This window comes from Candidatus Nitrosocosmicus franklandus (assembly GCF_900696045.1).
GTDB classification, from domain to species: domain Archaea; phylum Thermoproteota; class Nitrososphaeria; order Nitrososphaerales; family Nitrososphaeraceae; genus Nitrosocosmicus; species Nitrosocosmicus franklandus_A.
In genome coordinates, this window is the sequence record NZ_LR216287.1 from 2,456,445 (window position 1) to 2,475,778 (window position 19,334).

The following is a 19,334-nucleotide window of genomic DNA, read 5'->3' on the forward strand; positions in this document are numbered from 1 at the left end:
GCTATGGTAAAAATAACAACTGCTAGTCCGGATAAGGTTGATCTAACTGACGGTGTACTTGTTGTCGGCGTTACAGAAGATGAGGGTATTCGTAATTTCTTTGTCAAAGACTCAAGGTTGAGTCATATTATAAAACAAATTGATTCCTTCGGACAGGAAAGATTGAACAATATTAAAAAATATGGAAAAAGCATGACCTTGGGACTAAATTTAGACAATTCTCCAATTATGATTTTGTTAATCGGTTTGGGAGAATCTGGCAAGCTCGATTCTGATCGCATCAGACATATTGGTGGATTGATCTCGCTTAGGTGTAAAGAATTAAATTATGAAAAAATTAATGTCTTGAAATTTTTTTCAGAATCTGGATTGACTGAATCATTTGTTGAAGGATTGGTATTGGCACAGTATGAGTTTAATAACTTCAAAGAACAAGGATCGGAAACTGAGCAAAAACAATCATTTTTTGAAAAATGCACGATAAATATGATTACTGGTGAAAGCCAGCTAGAAACAGACCAAATACAAATAAACAAAACACTAGTTGTATGTGAAGCAGTTTTTTTTAGTAGAGATTTGGCTAACTCACCTCCTAATTATATCAATCCAGATGCCCTCGCTGCCCATGCAAAGTCCTTAGAATCTATAGACAATATCGATGTCCAAATATTTGATCAAGATCAAATCAAACAAATGGGTATGAATGGGATAATTTCTGTTGGTAAAGGAAGCCAAAATGAACCCAAGCTTATCGTAGTAAATTACAATAATTCAAAAAGCAATGAAAAACCAATCCTGTTAATTGGTAAGGCCGTGACTTTTGATACTGGGGGAATATCGATCAAACCCAGCGATCGAATGGATGAAATGAAATTTGATAAGAGTGGAGGCTGTACCGTCTTGGGTATTATGAAAGCTGTGGGAAATCTTGCTCTTCCAATAAATGTTATAGCTATTATCCCAGCGGTTGAAAACATGCCTTCGGGATCTTCATATCGACCAGGAGATATAATTAGGATGTATAATGGTAAAACCGTGGAGGTACTGAATACTGACGCTGAAGGTAGAATGATTTTAGCTGATGCTTTGGCATTTGGTATCTCAAAGTACTCGCCAAAGTATGTTGTCGATTTCGCTACTTTAACAGGAGCATGTATAATTGCGTTGGGAACGAACGTAGCTGGAATTATTGGGAATAATGACAAGTTAATTCATGGTTTGATTTCTGCGTCTAAGACTACAGGAGAAAAAATTTGGCAACTTCCATTGTTCGAAGAGTATTTCGATTTAATAAAAAGCAATGTTGCTTCTATAAAGAATATTGGAGGCCGAACAGGAGGTACAATAACGGCTGCTGCATTCTTATCTAAGTTTGTAGATTCCGTACCTTGGGCTCATTTTGATATTGCTGGAACTGCATGGACTCAAGATGGTACTGCTGAAAGGAGCTATAATCCCAAAGGAGCTACTGGATTCGGAATCCGCTTGTTATTAAATTATCTGCAAAACAATAATGATTTTTAGTATACATTACTAATCCTTTTCTAGGCTCTGTTCACTTAATATGTTTTATTTCATTGTTATGATAGTCTACAAAGAGCCGCAGCCAATTCCGTACATGCTTTAACTTGCAGTTCTTTATTCTACAAGGAAAGTAGTCATCGAAACTTTCGGTTCTATCCTTTATGTATTGCATCTTTCTTTCAATCAGACTTTTCTCCAGAGAGGAATGAATGTGATGATCGAGATTTAAGAATCTACAGGCCATTGGATACCAAGTACCTCCATCATCAGTCGAAACTGGATGAATTCCATGAATCTTGACTAAATCTGAAATGAATCTTTCAGCTACAAACATGTTTCTTTCTTTAGAGATAGACAGTGCGAGAATTTGCCTGTTTTCTGTCTGGTTCAGTTGCAACCCAGAGCCAGACAAACTCTGATCCCACCTTTAACATGGTCTCATCTATTATATACTCTAGAACTCTTCTTCTAGTTGACTTAGCTTTTGAGGCTCGTACTTTTGAATCCAGTTCCAGATGGAAACGTGATTTCTCTTGTATATCTGAGATAATCTTTCCGAGGCTTTCCTTAAGGATAGGCCTGAAAAGTACAAATGCAACCCATAATATACATACTTTGAAGGCGTTCTGTTTCTAGTAAGCATAAAAGAAATGGAATGCTTTCAAGCTATAGGTTTATCGTTAAATGAACAGAGCCCTTTTCTATCATCTAATTCTTTTAAGCAATTTAATGAAGATGAGGTGATGAAGAGAAGGTGCCAGCACTGCTGTTTCCCAACGGCTCTCGCACGTCAGTATCCAGCAGCGACGTTAGGTTTGACTTCCGGGTTCGGAATGGGACCGGGTCGGGCCCTAACGCTATGGCCGGCTACCATTAAATACTAAATTCGTTAATTTAATTCTTACTAAATGAAACTGCTGTCATGGCATCTCATTATCAAAATAGCCCTTCTAACCTGCTACCTATTTTGTTACCTAAAAACAAACAATAACAAAGTTGAATATGGATTCTTGTTATTATTTATATAACTTATTTATAAGACCAGTAATGACGATAGATTAACATGTTTTTCATACCTGTATTTAATATTGTATAATTCCAGGATTTATATGAAAGATCGGTGAATATATATTATAAAGATTGGATAAACGTGGAAATTCGATTCATAGAGTTGCTGTACTTGATCAGGATTTGTGTCAACCTAGGAAATGTGGTTTAGAGTGCATAATATATTGTCCAGTTAATAAGACTGGTGGCGAATGCATCGTTCAAAGACCAGAAGATGGCAAAGCACTAATTTCCGAAGACTTGTGTACAGGTTGTACAATCTGTATCAAAAAGTGCCCATTTGATGCAATCGTTATCGTCAATCTAGCTCAAGAAATAGGAGTCGACAAGATTCATCAATATGGTATAAACAGCTTTAGATTATACAAGATCCCAATACCCAAAGAAGGAACTGTTACAGGATTAGTTGGACGAAACGGAATGGGAAAATCGACTATTATAAATCTTTTATCGGGAAATTTAAAACCAAATTTTGGAGAATTCGAACGAGATCTATCGTGGGAGGAAATATTGCAGAGAACAACTAACATTGAATTAAGAAAACATTTCGAAAAAATTCAAGCCAAGACATTGAGAACCTCAATAAAACCTCAGCTTGTATATCTTATACCTAAAGTATTCAAGGGTACTGTTGAGGAATTATTGAAGAAGTATGATGAGAGAAATGTTACTCAATCTCTGATCACAGAACTTGGGTTGAATAATTCATTGCGTAAACAATTGAATACGCTAAGTGGAGGGGAACTTCAACGTGTAGCCGTAGCTGTGGCAGCTGCTAAAGATGCAGATTATTATTTTTTCGATGAGCCCTCATCATTTAACGATATCTTTCAAAGATTAGCCGTTGGGCGAGTTATAAGTAATTTAGCCAAGGAGGGGAAGAGCGTAATGATTGTGGAACACGATATGTCATTACTTGACTATCTTTCAGACAATATTTACATAACCTACGGCGAGCCTGGCGCTTATGGAATCGTTTCTTCCCTACAAAGTACAAAAGTTGGAATTAATAATTTCTTGGAGGGTTATATACCAACTGAGAACATTCGATTTAGGGACAAGGCCTATAAGTTTGATATTTCGAGCATAACAGAGTCTGTTCTTTCAACCTCGTCTATTGTTCAGTATCCATCACTTGAAAAGACTCTTGGACATTTTAGAGTAAATATTGAAGGAGGCAACATCCAACAAGGTGAGGTGATTGGAATCGTAGGAGCTAATGCATTAGGTAAAACGACTTTCATGCGAATGCTAGCAGGCATGGATAAACCAGACAATGGGACATTGGATACCAACGTCAAGATATCGTATAAACCACAATATTTGAATCAAGAGATAGAGGGAGACGTACGTTCTCTGATATACTCTGTCAATGGCGGTCCCTTCGAAGGAACTTTAGCAGAGGAGCATGTTTTTTCTCCACTGGGTTTAAAAAAACTTTATGATAAATCCATAAAAGGTTTAAGCGGCGGTGAGCTCCAAAAGGTAGCTGTGTCATTGTCTTTGATAAGAGATGCAGATATTTATGCTCTTGACGAACCGTCTGCATTTCTGGATATTGAGGATAGAATAGTTCTTGCAAAGTTTATACAGAGATTTATAAAGTCAAAAGGAAAATCTGCTCTGATAATAGACCATGATATCCAACTCATCGATCTTGTTTCAGATAGGCTTATTATTTTCGAAGGTACACCTGGCGTTGAAGGTAAGGGTACATCACCAATTTCCAAGGAGACTGGTATGAATGACTTTCTTAAATCTTTATCAATTTCATTTCGACGAGACGAAACTACAGGTCGCCCTAGGGTAAATAAAGAGAATAGCAGACTAGATAGACAGCAGAAAACAGAGGGAAATTATTATTATATAAAGAATTAGGAAAAGTTTGTTTCAATATTCATATGAGTAAATATCTCAAAACACTTCTTCGAGGAACGTTACCCGATGATGAGCTAAAATTACTTTATTCATCGTATGATATCATTGGTGATATTGCTATAATAAAAATTCCAGAGGCACTAATGAATTATAAGAATATAATCGGAAAGACTCTACTCAAGAATATAAAGAATATCAATACCGTTCTCATGCAAAGTAATCCTGTATCTGGAGAATACAGGCTGCGAGATGTTGACTACATAGCAGGAGATGAGAAATATCTTACCTTATACAAGGAATTTGGCTGCAAATTTCTAGTTAATGTTGCTACTTCGTATTTTTCTCCTAGGTTGTCAACAGAGCGTCTTCGGATCTCGGTGTTGGTGAAACCGAATGAATTAGTACTGAATATGTTCGCAGGAGTTGGAACCTTCTCCATAGTAATGGCTAAAAAAAAACCATTGAAAGTCATTAATATCGACTCTAATTTGGATGCACACATTTTAGACCAAATAAATTCTAAAATAAACGGGGTACAACGACATATTATTTCACTTCACGGTGATGCTAGGAATATTCTTCAAAAAGGAAATTATTTAAATAACTTTGACAGAATCTTATTGCCTTTACCAGAGAAGGCATATGAATTCTTGGATGTTGCTTTGTCCTGCTTAAAACAGTCTGGAGGTATTATACATTTTTTTTCTCATGTTAAGAGTGATGCCAAGAAAAAGGTAGTGTTTGAATCTGAAAAGCATATCGCAAGACTATTTTCAGAACGTACCTGTGATTATCAAATTTTGCATACACAAATAGTGAGGGATGTAGCGCCCCGAATTTATCAGACTGTTACTGATATTCAGATTAACAAACTTTAATTCTAGAAATAGATTATTTTTCTTTGTTTATTGTTCTTTTTCGTTAATCGTTAGTGTAATTCCTATCCACCCCAATATGAAACATATTACTCCAACTATTACTGCCACTGTGAGCTTTAAGAGTAGTAAGCCGTAATCAGTAGCAAACAAAATGTAGATATAAACGAAAAAAAATACAAGTGCGATTACCAACAGACCGATTCCTTTAATTTTTTCTGCCCCTTTCATAATTTTTTCATTCCAGAGTTCTGCTATTTATAGTATTGATTTGCTATCTGTTTTCCTAAATATCGATTACGTTTGGTCTTTCAATTGTTCTAGTATAGTTGTCTTCCAGACGCTTAAGGAAATCTTCTTGGGTTAGAAATTCATTATTCAAAAAGGCAGCTATAGTGTTGCCCCCTGCTCCTGCTCCTTCCTTAACAAAACCTTCGGAATAAGCTCGGAGTCCTTTTTTCGTTGATTTGTTTAACCCCAAGTCAACATAATAAATGGGTACTTCTTCATCGATCTGGTTTATAAGGTCACATATATCTGATTTTTCATCGTCATACAAATAGGATGTTGTACCTATGCAGACCTTGTCCTTTATTTTGATATTTAGAGATTTCAAAATCGCTAAAATACAACACATTTGAGTTCCCCCTGCAAGGATAATTCTTTTACCGCTTGAGATGGATGCCTCTGCTATGCCTACAGTTGTTGGCATCATTGGATCTCCAAGATTGGATATTGCCTTAAATACATCATTCTTACAATCACCATGATCTAAACCTGCTCTCGCCAAAGCCATTTCAATAACCTTATTCTTCAGATCATTTGGATTATCAGGCATACTGCTACTGACTTTGTTATATGCATTGAATCCCATTGCCTGCATCACTCCCAATGCGGTAGTTGTGCCTCCAGGTATGCTTTCACCTAAAATAATGGTGTCATTTATCTTAGCCAATTGGTAGCCTAAAATTTTACCCATTTCATAATTTTCAACTGCTTTTTGAATCTCAATCCCTGGTTCGTGAAGGATATTTCTTCCTACAGGTGACTGGATATTGAAGTATGGTAAGATTGGTTTTATTTCAGAGCCTGAATCAACTACATATATAGGGATATTCGAAATATCCAATGCAGTCTTTGTAATTATGGCGGGAGTTGGCTTGCCATCTGGTGTAGCCGGTATAGTGTTTATTGATTTACATTTTCCATAGTGAATATATTCTGCGTCTGCAGGAGGAGTAAATTTTATTAATTCGGGGTTAGCTCCTGCAACGGTTATCCCTGGAATCGTTGAAGTAGCAGTATGGGAAATAATAAAAACAAATACTGATTTATCTGATTTGAATTCCTCGAGATTAGAAATGTCTCCTTTTGAATTAGTGCTTTTGATGAAATTAAGAGTCATTAAACCCCTAACTATTGTTGAATATAAAACTTTATTTTAATTGGTACTGCTTTAGGATGTTTATTACATTTAGAAAAATACAAGGGTCGACAATTTTAGAAGGTTTGTAAAGATTATCTTAATTTTTAAGTCATTGTCAAATTCCTAGGTGTATGGTTCAACAGATGGTTTATTTTTATTGCTATAAAATCAATATTACTTTGTCAAGAGATTCTATTACAGTCTTACATTCTGAATTGCCGTATTATTGATTCTCCAATTATGGAAACTTTAATCTATTTGTTTGTCAATTCCATTGACTGGTACTGTATACATATAATATCTAATGTCTGGCAAAATCCTTTTTCCAAAACTTGACTCTTTCAACCATGACTTGTTTTATTGTTTTTTCGAAATTGATACCATATACCTTGGTGTTTTGACTTTTGAAATTGTTTTTTGGCTTCGATTTAGATGCCAATTTATTTAAATGAATCAATTTGATCAAGTAGTGATTCATGCTGCTGTAATCATTTGGTGTTTTGAGTATTTCAAAAGTGGATTTTAAGAGAGGGACGTCTCTTTGCTAATGATATTATTAAATCCCAACATGGTATTTTGTATATTTCAATGCTTATCCTAATGCTACTTTTCCTTCTTTTTCTTATTGATCATTGTCATAACGATGGAATTGTCGTTACCTGCACAAGTATAACGAGGGATAACGCATTCCAAAATCGTAGTCGATATGGTCTTCGATATTTGTAAAGTCAAACTGCGTCAACTAGTCTACACCTTATACCAAAAAATATGAAACATTAAATTATGTGTTCATGAAGCTAAGAAATTCTTCCTTACTTCTAAATTTGAATACAAAATTATTTTGTTTTTCGTCTCTCATCGATGAGGTTTTCTTTGATCCATAGTGATGACCGGGATATACTATTAACTTTTCATCGAGATTACTTAGTTTGCCATATATTGAATCGAACATTTCACTTGCACTTCCACCTGGTAAATCTAAACGACCACAACTACCCACAAAAATAGTATCTCCAGTTAGTATAATCTCATTATCCACTATCAAGCAGATGCTATCTTTTGTATGTCCTGGAGTATATATGACATCAATAATAGAACTTCCGAATTCGATCCTATCACCATCTTCAAGAATCTTATCTTTGTGCAGAGGTGAATTCCTGTGTTGCATTATTTTGGCCCCTGTAACCTGTACTACTTGTTCATTGCCTAACGTGTGATCAAAATGGGAATGAGTGTTAATTATAAACTTGATTTGAAGATTGTTTTTCTTAATGTACTCAAAAATAGTATCCAGATCCCATGAAGGATCTACTATTATACATGAATTATTTATTTCATCGATTAGTAAGTACGTAAAATTGGCCATCTCTCCAACTAAAAATTGTTCTATTTTCAATTTAACTAGACAACAACTCCTATCTCAGTTTCATATGGGATACCTATTTTTTTCACTACTAGTTTTCCGACTACAGATGGATTGTTAATGTGTCCATGTTTGGGACGATGGAAAGTTACAGTTGCGTCTGCAATTATTGTCTTTTTGTTTTTTTCTCCAGTGTCAGGATTCAGTCCAGTGGGTATATCTACAGACAAGATATATGAATTACCCTTTCTACTGTTAATCAGATCAATAACAGTAGAGTATGGTTCATTGATATCACCCTTTATACCTGTACCGAAAATCCCGTCTAAAATTATATCCGAGTTCATTATTCTATTTTTGATTTCCTCGATTGTACTCGAATCCAGGGTCAGAGTACTAACTGAATCAATTTTTTCAACTATGTTCCAGTTAGAATGAGCTTCGCTAGTCTTCAACTCATTTGGACGACCCAAGAGGACTACTGATAGGTTGGGGGTTTTTTCTGGTACAATTTTGGGTAAAATATATCCAGACAAGTGACGTATGGCTACTACTGCATCTCCACCATTGTTGCCCTGACCGCAAACCGCCACTATAGATTTGTTTATAATATCATCGCCAAATTCGCTTATTAGAAAATCGGCTATTCTGGAGCCTGCATTTTCCATCATTAAAACCTTTTTCATCAAATACTTGGTTTCTCCGATATTTTCTATCTGATACATTTGTTTGGAAGAAATAGGTTCAAACCCCCTAATACTCTTAAACTTGTTGTCTGGGTCCATAAGCTTATGTTATGTATGCTTTCCCACTATTAAAAAATCTCTTAAATCTAGTAGTGTTTATTGATGCGAATGTAATCTTTTTTCTCTATGTTTGTTGATCTTTTCTTTTAGCTGATTCATATGATGACTAGTAATATGCTTATTACAACAAAGTTCATGCGATAAACCGATCTCGCAAAATTCACATGCGGCTACAAAATCCAGATCCTCAAACTCCTCCTTGCATATTGAACATATATCATTTGGTAAAGATTCAATAGACAATGGTTTTAACCATCCTTCTCTCCAAAGAACATCTGTCAACGATAACCAACAATCATATCTTTCTATTAAGAATTATCCGTAATCAAGGTATTTGAAAATTTTTTAGTTTTACTTTTCGGATCTTAGCATTATGTATTGCAAAAGTATCACCGTCATAATTACACTTTATGCTTGGGAAAACTTTTGGTATTTTTTTGAATTTTATTATTTTATAATATTCTCTTGTTTTCCTAGGAACATAGATAGTTTTTCCACCTATTTTTTGCCTCTTTACCCTCATGAATTTAAAAGCTAAAATTATGTATCTCTCATTATAGGCTTTAAACATCTTTGTAATTCCATGGCATCGCATAATTTGATCCGGTGGTACATAGATACTATTTCCCGTAGCTGATTTTGCCTCAATAGATAGCAAAATAGATAATTTGTTATTTACTGCAACAATATCCGGTAGACCGGTGCTAGAGCCCCCCAACCTTCTAGCTATCCAATCTCCATTGTTTAATCTCTTTACTAATCCATGTTCAAAATTATATCCTCTGCTCCGCCGAATATTGGTCATTGCTGAGGTTTCGCTAATAATGCAATAAATTGTTTCTCATGTTGAGGCTAGTATTTATAGTCTAAATTTAGAGTTACTATATGAGCTTTGAAATAAACTTTTCAAAAATGAACTCTTCATTGGATGAATTTTCAATCCATCTTAAACAGGTCGAGTCAAGTAGAGAAAAACTTATCAAAGAGAATAGAGAAGTAATTCTGTTTTGTAGCAAGGCTATAATTTCCTTACATAGTAACAAAATTAAAGATGCGAATGATATGCTTGTTAAAGCTTTTGAACTGCTTAAAGATTTGAGAAAATTCGTAATTTCTGATTTAGACCGATATCTATGGCCAGCTGAGCAGGAATATGTTGAAGCATATATACTAAAGGAAATCGTAGAAAAGAAAAATTCTATAAGTAGCCATCTTGATTTGGATGTTTCTTTAAGTGCTTATCTGATAGGACTTTTGGATTGCATTGGTGAAATCAAACGCATGATTTATGATAGTTTAAGAAGAAATGATTTCGAAACTTCATTGTCTTTGTTTGTGACAATGCAAACTTTCTATGACAGTATATATCCTTTCTCAATTTATGATAACATATTACCAGGAATTAGAAAAAAACTAGATGTAGGCAAAAGGATAATTGAAGATGTAAGAGTTACTGTGACTGAAGAACAACGACGAAAGGATTTCTTAAGTAAATTTCAAAAGTGATAAAACGAAATCTATCAATCATATTCTTGAATTAAAATATAAATAATGTCTTTCGGTTCAGGAGAACCTTGAAAAGGATTCAGTTAAAAACGCATTTAATTTTGTAGACCACTCGGGGAATGCATCGGGACTTTCAGGATAGTTTCTGTAGTGTTTTACCAGATTTTCATTCATTTTAGCCGTAAACCTCAAGTCTTCGGCTAATTTTTTGTTCAATGCCCCTCTTATCATCATCCCAATTTTGCTCACTGAACTGAATTCAGGATGTTCTCCTTTAGTTATTTTGTCAATATCCATTTTTGACAGAAAATGTTTCATTCCATAATTTATTTGGTCATTACTTAACTGCTGCAACATTCTCCTGAAAACTTCAAGACCAGCCGTTTTGTAACCATATTCATTGATGAAATCCTTGTTATACTGCCAGAGACCCCTTTCTGATACATCGTTTGCTTCTATTGCCTCCACTACATCTTTTCCTGCAATGGTTGCTGCGATAATTGCAGGTCCTATTCCTCCAGCATCCAGTGGTTTTGGCATCCAGGCTGAATCTCCCACCATCATGTATCCATTTGCAACCATGCAGTCATTTTGTCTTCTTACGGAAACTTGCCATGTACCCCATTCATTGCCTTGGTCTTCTGGGCTACTTGACAACCGGGGATTGTTTATAACTGGATTTGCAGCAACATAGTCGTCAATGATCTTTTTCAAATCCCTTTTTATGCCCAATTCTTTATTTGCTTTCTCAAATAGCTTTTGTTGCACTCCTAACCCTATATTCACTTTGGATTGGCCTTTTGGAAATACCCATCCGTATCCACCCGGAGCAAGATTTTGATCTAGGTGAATAATGCAATAATCTGGATCAAAATAGGTTTTGTCTTCTTTCCCTTCTGCGTCAAAATCATAAATATATCTTCCAGTTGATTCCAAATCATTTCTATCGATTTTTTTCTGAATGTATGACCTTATAGGTAGGTTAGTTCTCAAGACAGATGTCACACCTGTGCAGTCGACAACAACCTTTGCCGTCTTCTTAAAAATCTCTCTGGTCTTGGTATCCTCTCCCTCTACACCAACGATAAAATTGTTCTCCGTAGTTAATTGTCGAATCACTATGTTACTCTTGATTTCAACTCCTAATTTGGATGCCTCTTTTAGTTGCTTTTGAGGGAGTTGTTTTCTATTTAAAATATATCCTTCACCATCAAATGACACCTTAGTTTCATGATCAGGTGAAAAGGCTACTACGCCCTTAACTGGATGTTCTATTTCGGGGTAACCCCAAGAAATCTTTATTCTCTCTGTCATATAATCTACAGTATTTTTGCCTACAGCGTCACCACAAATCCAACCCGAAATAGTTTTTCGACCTTGGATATCAATGGAATTCCTATCTACCACCAAGATTCTTAATCTTTGATTGGAATGATATGCTGCTGAAGAAGCTACTATTAGGCCCGCAAGTCCGCCCCCAGCAACAATAATGTCATAATCAGTTTTTGACAGGCTCATCTTTTCCTATAATTACCAACAAGACAGGATAATTAAAGCTATGTTGTTCATAAACACGCATAAATATTATCCGATTCTAATAACTCAAGAATTAACGCAGATGATTGTTCAGTTTAGATGATGAGTGATTACAACCGGAGTTTGATTTTTCCGAAATACTATGTGTTCTATTCTTCCCAGTCTGGTTAATTTAGATAAAAAATCACACATAACTGAAAAAAACAAAGCCTAATACTGATATTGCTAGTACCCTCCCTCCAATAGAAGAAATTAGCATAGTTTCGTCATGAGATTGGTTCATTTTAGAAAAGTTATCTATTTTTGAATGATTATCTATCGGTTAAGATGGATTTTGTTCAAATAAACTTGACTGAGCCAAAATATTTGTTTTATATATATTCTTATTAATGTATGATATAATATATGCTTCAGCAATCAAAAGATTGTAAAGCTTTTCTCTTACTGGAAAATTGATGATTTCTTTATATACTTTTCAAGCACGAAATAAATGTGTCGCATGCGACACAAATGTTTAATTAATTATCCTTAATAGATCTATACCACGAAACATTTATAAATGATCAAAATTTTAGATACCCAATTCTTACCGTACCACAGTATATCCGTTTGAGTTTGATTTTCCTCTGGGTTTTATGATTGTAATAATGGTCTATGCTAGAGTTTGCATCCCCAAACGGGTAGTTAGTACTACATATTCCAATCGGTAATCCTCATAATATCTATGACAAGTCTACTTGCTCAAAAAGCATGATTTTCTATCCTGTTTACAGTGGGGCAGAAGAAGTGGGTTTTTCTTTCTTCTTCTTCTTCTTCCTATACCCCTCTTAGAATAAATTTTTGAAACTAGATAATGATATGGTTTGGCATGTTCCTCTCCTTCTACATCTAGTATCCGCTTGAGCATTACCATCATCACTACCACCATCGCCATGACCACCACTAAAATCACTATCATCAACTAACTTGGTTATCGTTTTCTAATAGATCTTGATACCATTTTTCTTTTTTATACGCTAGAACTAAAATATCATATTGACCCTAATCCCTGCTGCCATCACTAAAGACTACCTTTGTATTTCTGCTCTTTTGTATTCTCCTTGATTAATTCTAAAAGTACTAGAATATTAGAGTATTGCAACTAGTTAGCAAATCCCATATATTTTTTTTCTAATATTAAAGATATGAATAATAAAACACAAAATATTCATAAAAACACAAACAAAAACAAAATGCTTGTAGCATCAATTGCAATGGTGGTCGCTTTGGCTCTATTATCCAGTCCATTGGTAGCCATGGATAATGATGCTCTTGCAACAAACAAGAAGGGAAATAAAGCAAAACAATCGATAGAACAATCACAGTCATCAAACCAAAATGGTCTGTGTGTTTCAGGTGCTAGTACATTCTTCTCATGCAACAACGCTAGCTTCCAGCATCAGTTCAACAGTGGAAACAACGCTTTAGCACAATCCGGACAAGGTGGAAACTCTGCAGAACAAAGCATTAGCCAATCTCAATCTTCTAACCAGGGAAGCATAGTAGTTTCTGGTGGAGATACAGTAGGTTCTGGTAACAACATTAACGTTCAAAGCCAAACAAACACCGGTAGCAACGCAGCAGCACAAAGTTAAGTTCAACACATATTTTTTTTGAATTCAAATTTTCTGATTGGTTTGGTCTTTATCCAGATCCGATAAATTTATTCTGGAACTCTACTACTATAGGGAACTTAATTTCTATAAATAAATACCCTTACTAATATAACCACAATAATATTTATTTTGTATACTGTATTTTTCAGCATGGGAGGACGACTAAATGTATCCAGTTGCTGTAATATCTTCAATAAAGCTATACTTCTTAATAATAGGATGGTTTATTACTTCTGTAAAAATACTGATAAGTGCACGTGTAAATTTAAAACATTCTTCCCAAAGTTCACCTTTATCTTCTGAAATAATTCGCTCACCGTGTTTAAATACATAGGACTTATTTTTCCATTTGAAATCAGAAAATGACTCTTGCCTTTCACTAATATATACTCCATTATTATAAAGAGAACTTCTAAATTTCACCACTATTTCTAAAAAATCTCTTCTCCCAATATCCAATAGATTTAACTTCTTTAGAATAATTACCAACAGATTCTTGATATCCTCTTTTTCCCACTCACCAATTTTTTTAGCAAGAGAATACTCTTCAGTTAAACAACTTTTGCAAATCCTTCTAAATGAAGATTCGAATATATGAAAAACGGAACTAAAATATGAAAGTAGCAAATATTGATCAATATTGTCTGTTTCTATTTGACGAGATTCATTTGAGCTCGTTGAGAAAATCCGTTTATTTATCTTATACTTGGGTAATTTTTTTAACCACCAATCCTCTGTTACTAATGTAGTATCTGAAAAAATCATTAAATGTATAGTAGAATTTGTGGTAGTTACTAAATGTTTGTAGAAGGACACTCTTACGTCGTTTTGTTTGTGTCCTGTATGTAAGAGATCCTGTTTTTTTGAATTACATGCTTCAAACAATGCTTCCAGGTTCCTTATTGCCTGCATTTTATCCATTTTATAATAATCCTGTTCATCTCATAGTTAACCATATTGAAATATGGAAATCGAAATCTGATAACTGCTACAAAAGAGTGTATAATCAATTCTTGATCGAATGAACTTAAATGACGTTTTACATTTATAACTTGATCATGATTATCAATCAAACACCAAGAATCTTTTGGTTTTCCTAGTGTAGAATTAAGAATATCTTAGACTGACTACTTTAATAGTATCTAAGATTAAATTGATAACTTAATGGTTAATTATATGTTCAAAAGTACGAATATGGGAATATTTTAGCAAGTATCTTAAATACATTGGAATATGTATTTTTTTTGCATTCGCCCATTCCAGTGTACTCAAAAGTTTTTTTATCAGTGTGTCTACTTTTGCTAACTTACCATAAATTCATCGACTTACTATTTACTCCCTTACCAATTTAAATACTTACTTTTTGATAGTAGATATACCAAGGTGATTTATGGATGAAATCAATTCAAATAAACAAGTATGGTGGAAGAGATGTTATAGGCCTAAATACGGATATTCGTATTCCACAGGTCTCTCCTGGCCAGGTTCTTGTTGAGGTCAAAGCAGCCGGAGTTAATCCGATTGATTGGAAGATACGTGAGGGGTACTTTCAACAACTAATACCCCTTAAATTTCCTATTACATTAGGAATGGACTTTTCAGGCGTTATCAAAGAGTTAGATGGGAATAAATCTACTCATTTGGATATAGGTGATGAGGTCTATGGACAAGCCTCAGTGTTGTTTGGAGGGTCAGGATCTTTTGCTGAATTGGCCGTGACCAGTCTAAACAGTATAGCTGCTAAACCAAAGAGCTTAAGTCATATTGAAGCCAGCGGATTGCCATTAGTTGGTGTCAGCGCGTGGCAGGCACTTGTTGAAAATATTGGATTGTCAAAAAATCATAAGATCCTTATACATGGAGGTTCAGGCGGCATCGGTTTGATAGCAATACAACTTGCAAAGAAATTGGGAGCGTTTGTTGCGACTACGGTAAGGTCTAATAATAAAGAGTTCGTTCAACGACTAGGAGCAGATGAGATAGTTGATTACACAACTCAAAGGTTCGACGATATACTTCAAGATTACGATGCAGTAATTGATACTGTGGGTGGTGAGATCTATAGAAAATCCTTCAAAGTATTGAAAAATGGCGGTACCATTGTATCCCTGGTAGAACAACCGGATTCAAATCTAGCGAAGCAATATGGAATCAAATCGATATTCCAATTTACTGAGATTACAAATGAAAGGTTGACTAAGTTAGCACAATGGATAGATGAAAATCATGTTCAAGTAAATATTGAAAAGACATTTCCACTCCCTGAAACTGCAAAGGCTCTGGATTACCAAAAAGAAAGTCATCCCCGGGGAAAGATAGTTCTCACTTTATAGTAAAATCTTAAGAACCCTTCCAAATCTTCCTCTTCTTTATTTTGTAATTGCTAGCTATGATCCTAATGTAAAAATTAATATGATCATTATCTTTCATGGGATATGTGTTGTTTCAGGAAGCTTAATCTCAGCTTTTTCCAACTTGATAAACTCTTATATAGTAATAATTTGTTACAAAGAAGTATGAATATTTAAGCAATACCTTCAAATTTTTTTGGTATTTATTTAAAACCCTGAGCAACTAAATATTGTCTCATTGATTTATGATTCGATGAAGAAACCTGAGTTATTAGACGAACTCCCTCATGAATAAAATCTTGACTCGGATTTATCTATCTAAGGTTAGTCTTGACATTTAACTTCCACTTTTGGTTTACGATACTAAAGTTGGTGTTTGTGTTTTATTCGAAATAGATTGATTAAGAACAATGTTTATGTTCACATTATTATTTCCGTAAAGTTAGATATTCTCATCTCCTAGTTCAATAAAAGTAAAGAATTATAATTTCCTTTTAGATACGCATGATTTCCACTTGCGGGTTTAAACCAGTAAATTATTTTTTAAGGTCTATGTGATATATTGAGCTTGATCAGGTGAAGTATACCCTATTCTTTGCATAAGGACTATTGCAGCTTTTGTAGTTCCTCGACCTTCCACTTCGATTCCTGTCAGTTGAATTCCTTTTTCATCTGGCAAATCTAGTAAAATTTTATCGCCAATAAGAATACCCGGATCAATTACCGAAGTCGTGCTTCTCCATTTTCTATTTTTTTAACTTGCTATTGATTGGCAATTTTTAGTTCCGTGCATTAGAATAGATCGAATTTTGGTAAATAGCTTTGTAGTACAAGCAAGATTAAGTATCTTTGTTCTGGAAACCCATTATAAATTTTGAAATTCTAATTAGCCTTAAATGGTATCATGACTTTTTGAAATTCAATTATCATTATTCATGGAAGTATGACAATATGTTTCTGGGATCTGATCTAAATCAACTTCATGTGGACTTATAGTTCTAGTTTTTTCAAATTCACACAGTTGCAATTTAGATGTCTTGTACAAATCATATGTGTCAAATAGGATATACAAGTAATATCTTGCTTCTATTCTTGTATTAGATGTTAGATATCGCTTTTGTCATTTCATTAGAGTTGGTTGTGGTGGATGATATACTATACTGGTAATAATATATAATATATAAAGATGGCTTAAAGGTTGAATATAATAGTTGTTTGTTTCGAGATCTATTATTAGTAATACTCGTTGGATTTATGGAATTTTTGATTTTAAAACAAAGATCAAGAGTTACTAAGGAGGATCGAACGTACAGTAATAATTTTCAAATTGAGTTATTATTTTACTCAAAATAGGAAGCACGAGGAAATAATGTAAAAGAAAAAGACTATTCAAAGTATATTTAGAAAGTAAATAAATATAGATAGTTTGTTGTTAGACATTCTTGATAATTAATTTTCCTTCTCTATTTACAGGCTCCTGATCTCCCCCAAAACATTACAAAATACTAGGAGGGATGATACATTTTTTCTCATATTGAACCACCTTAGTGTTTGTTTTCAAGTTTGTGTTGCACTTTCTTAGCTACAATAATCTTTGTACTGTGGTCTTTCCAATTTTTGATTCTTATCCTTAATCTATTGTTGCGTTCTGTAACACTTTTGTAAGGTTCTCTTGCCAGTCAATCATACTCACAGGTTTTGAGATCGCAATGTCTTTTCCATCTATTAGGCCAGGTACGGGTTGAGTTACATTGAAGAAACCCATTGCACCTCTATCTTCGGGAATTCCATGTTGGTGAAATACATATTTTCCCTCCCAGGGCCATTCCATTTCAAATATTGCTGCATCTCCTGAAGATGTTGCATAGGTTTGAGTATGTACCGGGTCATTCATCCAGATACCAGAGATCCATGTCTTAAAGAGAGTTCCGTGAATGTGATATCCATACGCGGGCAACTGGGATAAATTAATCATATATACTCTTACTGTTTCATTGGTGTACACTGGTAAGGGATTATCATAGTAAATATTTTCATAGCCATTGTAGAACGCACTTTCAGGATCTGATGTGTGTATATCTTTGGTATCATAATCTCCAAATACAATTACAAACTCTTTGGCAGGAGGTAAAGGTGTCTTAGGGTCAACTATGAATGCTCCATATAGTCCCATCCTCACATGTTCAACAACTGGCATCACATGACAATGGTACATGAGAGCTCCAGATGGTGCTGCCGTGAACTCGTAGGTAAAAGTCTTATTTGGTGGTACAATTTCAAACACGCCATCCATTGTACCATTATGGCCGCCATGAAAATGAATCGTATGTGGTAAATCTAACTCGTTTATAAAATGGACTATTACCTTATCTCCCTCCGTTACACGCAGTGTTGGACCTGGGATAGTTCCATTGTATGTCCATGCCTTAATTTTCTTGCTTGGAGATATATCTAACATAGTTTCTTTGGCAACTAGGGTGAATTCTTTCGTATTTGGATTTGTTTGATTTGTTTTTGTTGCTGTAGATGTTTGGTTAGTATTGCTAATAACTGCTTTCGAAGCGACTGACTTATTTTCCAAACTATCTGAGAGAGCAAAGAAAGAAAAACTGATCATTACTATCAGAATGATTGCTTTCGTTCTATGAGTTGATATCGTTGGAAACATATTGTCCATTAAAGCAATTGTAATTTGAAGTTAATAAGAGAGACGTATTGTTTGCGTGTTTATGTATTCAATTGTATTGGAATGTATTCACACAATATACATTATCTGCAAGTCCCGATCCACCGACTCTTTGAAATGTTAACTTACATGGTTACCTTACTTGTAAAATGACACATCATAAATTCGAAATATGATAGGTAAGCAAATGTACAATTTTGTGGGTTATATTATGAGTTTCTATTATGCCCTGAATTGTTTTCCTTGTCCCCATATATTCTATGATAGCTTACATGGTAAATGAATAGATAATTGAATGAGCCTCTCTTAATGGCTACTTAGAGTAATTGATCAGTTATATTCATTGATCTCTGTTAATTTATTGTTCTAGATGTCGTTCTGATCGGCTCTGTTCAGTTAACGATAAGCCTATAGCTTGAAAGCATTCCATTTCTTTTATGCTTACTAGAAACAGAACGCCTTCAAAGTATGTATATTATGGGTTGCATTTGTACTTTTCAGGCTTATCCTTAAGGAAAGCCTCGGAAAGATTATCTCAGATATACAAGAGAAATCACGTTTCCATTTGGAATTGGATTCAAAAGTACGAGCCTCAAAAGCTAAGTCAACTAGAAGAAGAGTTCTAGAGTATATAATAGATGAGACCATGTTGAATGTGGG

At 34.5% G+C, this 19,334-nt stretch carries 20 protein-coding genes and 1 rRNA gene; 7 read left to right on the forward strand and 14 right to left on the reverse strand.

Annotation, left to right across the window (positions count from 1 at the left end):
* Positions 1 to 3 precede the first annotated feature (3 nt).
* Entirely contained in the window at positions 4 to 1,524 is a 1,521-nt protein-coding gene (locus NFRAN_RS11500; protein WP_134485120.1) for a leucyl aminopeptidase, read from the forward strand.
* A 31-nt stretch (positions 1,525 to 1,555) separates the two neighbouring features.
* On the opposite strand, the gene NFRAN_RS11505 is transcribed toward NFRAN_RS11500, so the two are convergent.
* From NFRAN_RS11505 to rrf, 3 genes are all read right to left on the reverse strand, one after another.
* Entirely contained in the window at positions 1,556 to 1,936 is a 381-nt protein-coding gene (locus tag NFRAN_RS11505; RefSeq protein WP_134483198.1) for a hypothetical protein, read from the reverse strand.
* A 42-nt stretch (positions 1,937 to 1,978) separates the two neighbouring features.
* Positions 1,979 to 2,167, reverse strand: a complete 189-nt coding sequence (locus NFRAN_RS11510; protein ID WP_134485121.1) for a hypothetical protein — start codon at positions 2,165 to 2,167, stop codon at positions 1,979 to 1,981.
* 109 nt (positions 2,168 to 2,276) lie between these two features.
* Positions 2,277 to 2,395 (reverse strand): 5S ribosomal RNA (gene rrf, locus NFRAN_RS11515).
* A 269-nt stretch (positions 2,396 to 2,664) separates the two neighbouring features.
* Here rrf and NFRAN_RS11520 point away from each other — a divergent pair.
* Together NFRAN_RS11520 and NFRAN_RS11525 are read left to right on the forward strand one after the other, a co-directional pair.
* On the forward strand, positions 2,665 to 4,470 hold the full coding sequence (locus tag NFRAN_RS11520) for a ribosome biogenesis/translation initiation ATPase RLI (protein WP_197731187.1): 1,806 nt from the start codon (positions 2,665 to 2,667) through the stop codon (positions 4,468 to 4,470).
* Between the two features lie 23 nt (positions 4,471 to 4,493).
* Entirely contained in the window at positions 4,494 to 5,348 is an 855-nt protein-coding gene (locus NFRAN_RS11525) for a class I SAM-dependent methyltransferase (RefSeq protein ID WP_134485122.1), read from the forward strand.
* A gap of 27 nt (positions 5,349 to 5,375) precedes the next feature.
* Here the strand turns inward: NFRAN_RS11525 and NFRAN_RS11530 are convergent, their stop codons facing one another.
* The 6 genes from NFRAN_RS11530 to NFRAN_RS11555 all read right to left on the reverse strand — a co-directional run bounded on the left by NFRAN_RS11530 (position 5,376) and on the right by NFRAN_RS11555 (position 9,745).
* Entirely contained in the window at positions 5,376 to 5,576 is a 201-nt protein-coding gene (locus NFRAN_RS11530; protein WP_134485123.1) for a hypothetical protein, read from the reverse strand.
* Between the two features lie 55 nt (positions 5,577 to 5,631).
* A complete protein-coding gene (gene cobT, locus NFRAN_RS11535) occupies positions 5,632 to 6,750 on the reverse strand; it encodes a nicotinate mononucleotide-dependent phosphoribosyltransferase CobT (RefSeq protein WP_134485124.1) in 1,119 nt (372 codons plus the stop codon).
* Between the two features lie 802 nt (positions 6,751 to 7,552).
* Positions 7,553 to 8,167, reverse strand: a complete 615-nt coding sequence (locus NFRAN_RS11540) for an MBL fold metallo-hydrolase (RefSeq protein WP_134485125.1) — start codon at positions 8,165 to 8,167, stop codon at positions 7,553 to 7,555.
* Between the two features lie 5 nt (positions 8,168 to 8,172).
* Positions 8,173 to 8,919: an NAD(P)H-hydrate epimerase gene (locus tag NFRAN_RS11545; RefSeq protein ID WP_134485126.1), complete on the reverse strand. Its 747-nt coding sequence runs from the start codon at positions 8,917 to 8,919 to the stop codon at positions 8,173 to 8,175.
* Positions 8,920 to 8,976: 57 nt separating this feature from the next.
* On the reverse strand, positions 8,977 to 9,222 hold the full coding sequence (locus NFRAN_RS11550) for a hypothetical protein (protein WP_134485127.1): 246 nt from the start codon (positions 9,220 to 9,222) through the stop codon (positions 8,977 to 8,979).
* 43 nt (positions 9,223 to 9,265) lie between these two features.
* Entirely contained in the window at positions 9,266 to 9,745 is a 480-nt protein-coding gene (locus tag NFRAN_RS11555) for a resolvase (protein WP_134485128.1), read from the reverse strand.
* An 80-nt stretch (positions 9,746 to 9,825) separates the two neighbouring features.
* Between NFRAN_RS11555 and NFRAN_RS11560 the strand changes: the two genes are divergently transcribed.
* A complete protein-coding gene (locus NFRAN_RS11560; RefSeq protein ID WP_134485129.1) occupies positions 9,826 to 10,446 on the forward strand; it encodes a translin family protein in 621 nt (206 codons plus the stop codon).
* 57 nt (positions 10,447 to 10,503) lie between these two features.
* On the opposite strand, the gene NFRAN_RS11565 is transcribed toward NFRAN_RS11560, so the two are convergent.
* Together NFRAN_RS11565 and NFRAN_RS11570 are read right to left on the reverse strand one after the other, a co-directional pair.
* Positions 10,504 to 11,964 carry an NAD(P)/FAD-dependent oxidoreductase gene (locus NFRAN_RS11565; RefSeq protein ID WP_134485130.1) on the reverse strand — a complete coding sequence of 487 codons (1,461 nt, stop codon included), beginning with the start codon at positions 11,962 to 11,964 and terminating at the stop codon, positions 10,504 to 10,506.
* 751 nt (positions 11,965 to 12,715) lie between these two features.
* Positions 12,716 to 12,940 carry a hypothetical protein gene (locus NFRAN_RS11570; RefSeq protein ID WP_134483546.1) on the reverse strand — a complete coding sequence of 75 codons (225 nt, stop codon included), beginning with the start codon at positions 12,938 to 12,940 and terminating at the stop codon, positions 12,716 to 12,718.
* Between the two features lie 226 nt (positions 12,941 to 13,166).
* On the opposite strand from NFRAN_RS11570, the gene NFRAN_RS11575 reads away from it, so the two are divergent.
* Entirely contained in the window at positions 13,167 to 13,616 is a 450-nt protein-coding gene (locus NFRAN_RS11575) for a hypothetical protein (RefSeq protein ID WP_134483507.1), read from the forward strand.
* Between the two features lie 183 nt (positions 13,617 to 13,799).
* Here the strand turns inward: NFRAN_RS11575 and NFRAN_RS11580 are convergent, their stop codons facing one another.
* The gene (locus tag NFRAN_RS11580; protein ID WP_134485131.1) at positions 13,800 to 14,558 is read right to left on the reverse strand and encodes a hypothetical protein; all 759 of its coding nucleotides are present in this window, start codon (positions 14,556 to 14,558) and stop codon (positions 13,800 to 13,802) included.
* A gap of 473 nt (positions 14,559 to 15,031) precedes the next feature.
* Between NFRAN_RS11580 and NFRAN_RS11585 the strand changes: the two genes are divergently transcribed.
* Positions 15,032 to 15,970, forward strand: a complete 939-nt coding sequence (locus NFRAN_RS11585; protein WP_134485132.1) for an NADP-dependent oxidoreductase — start codon at positions 15,032 to 15,034, stop codon at positions 15,968 to 15,970.
* Positions 15,971 to 16,538: 568 nt separating this feature from the next.
* Here the strand turns inward: NFRAN_RS11585 and NFRAN_RS14405 are convergent.
* Both NFRAN_RS14405 and NFRAN_RS11590 read right to left on the reverse strand, forming a co-directional pair.
* A complete protein-coding gene (locus tag NFRAN_RS14405) occupies positions 16,539 to 16,667 on the reverse strand; it encodes a hypothetical protein (protein ID WP_269472326.1) in 129 nt (42 codons plus the stop codon).
* 951 nt (positions 16,668 to 17,618) lie between these two features.
* Positions 17,619 to 18,605: a multicopper oxidase domain-containing protein gene (locus NFRAN_RS11590; RefSeq protein WP_172602323.1), complete on the reverse strand. Its 987-nt coding sequence runs from the start codon at positions 18,603 to 18,605 to the stop codon at positions 17,619 to 17,621.
* A 506-nt stretch (positions 18,606 to 19,111) separates the two neighbouring features.
* Here NFRAN_RS11590 and NFRAN_RS11595 point away from each other — a divergent pair.
* The gene (locus tag NFRAN_RS11595) at positions 19,112 to 19,300 is read left to right on the forward strand and encodes a hypothetical protein (RefSeq protein WP_134485121.1); all 189 of its coding nucleotides are present in this window, start codon (positions 19,112 to 19,114) and stop codon (positions 19,298 to 19,300) included.
* Positions 19,301 to 19,334: the final 34 nt, after the last annotated feature.

Bases quoted from the DNA above. Each gene is read 5' to 3' on its own strand.
- NFRAN_RS11580 (WP_134485131.1), bottom strand. From the start codon at position 14,558: ATGGATAAAATGCAGGCAATAAGGAACCTGGAAGCATTGTTTGAAGCA.
- NFRAN_RS11565 (WP_134485130.1), bottom strand. From the start codon at position 11,964: ATGAGCCTGTCAAAAACTGATTATGACATTATTGTTGCTGGGGGCGGA.
- NFRAN_RS11560 (WP_134485129.1), top strand. From the start codon at position 9,826: ATGAGCTTTGAAATAAACTTTTCAAAAATGAACTCTTCATTGGATGAA.
- NFRAN_RS11590 (WP_172602323.1), bottom strand. From the start codon at position 18,605: ATGATCAGTTTTTCTTTCTTTGCTCTCTCAGATAGTTTGGAAAATAAG.
- cobT (WP_134485124.1), bottom strand. From the start codon at position 6,750: ATGACTCTTAATTTCATCAAAAGCACTAATTCAAAAGGAGACATTTCT.
- NFRAN_RS11595 (WP_134485121.1), top strand. From the start codon at position 19,112: ATGCTTACTAGAAACAGAACGCCTTCAAAGTATGTATATTATGGGTTG.
- NFRAN_RS11545 (WP_134485126.1), bottom strand. From the start codon at position 8,919: ATGGACCCAGACAACAAGTTTAAGAGTATTAGGGGGTTTGAACCTATT.
- NFRAN_RS11525 (WP_134485122.1), top strand. From the start codon at position 4,494: ATGAGTAAATATCTCAAAACACTTCTTCGAGGAACGTTACCCGATGAT.
- NFRAN_RS11510 (WP_134485121.1), bottom strand. From the start codon at position 2,167: ATGCTTACTAGAAACAGAACGCCTTCAAAGTATGTATATTATGGGTTG.
- NFRAN_RS11530 (WP_134485123.1), bottom strand. From the start codon at position 5,576: ATGAAAGGGGCAGAAAAAATTAAAGGAATCGGTCTGTTGGTAATCGCA.
- NFRAN_RS11575 (WP_134483507.1), top strand. From the start codon at position 13,167: ATGAATAATAAAACACAAAATATTCATAAAAACACAAACAAAAACAAA.
- NFRAN_RS11555 (WP_134485128.1), bottom strand. From the start codon at position 9,745: ATGACCAATATTCGGCGGAGCAGAGGATATAATTTTGAACATGGATTA.
- NFRAN_RS11500 (WP_134485120.1), top strand. From the start codon at position 4: ATGGTAAAAATAACAACTGCTAGTCCGGATAAGGTTGATCTAACTGAC.
- NFRAN_RS11570 (WP_134483546.1), bottom strand. From the start codon at position 12,940: ATGATAGTGATTTTAGTGGTGGTCATGGCGATGGTGGTAGTGATGATG.
- NFRAN_RS11585 (WP_134485132.1), top strand. From the start codon at position 15,032: ATGAAATCAATTCAAATAAACAAGTATGGTGGAAGAGATGTTATAGGC.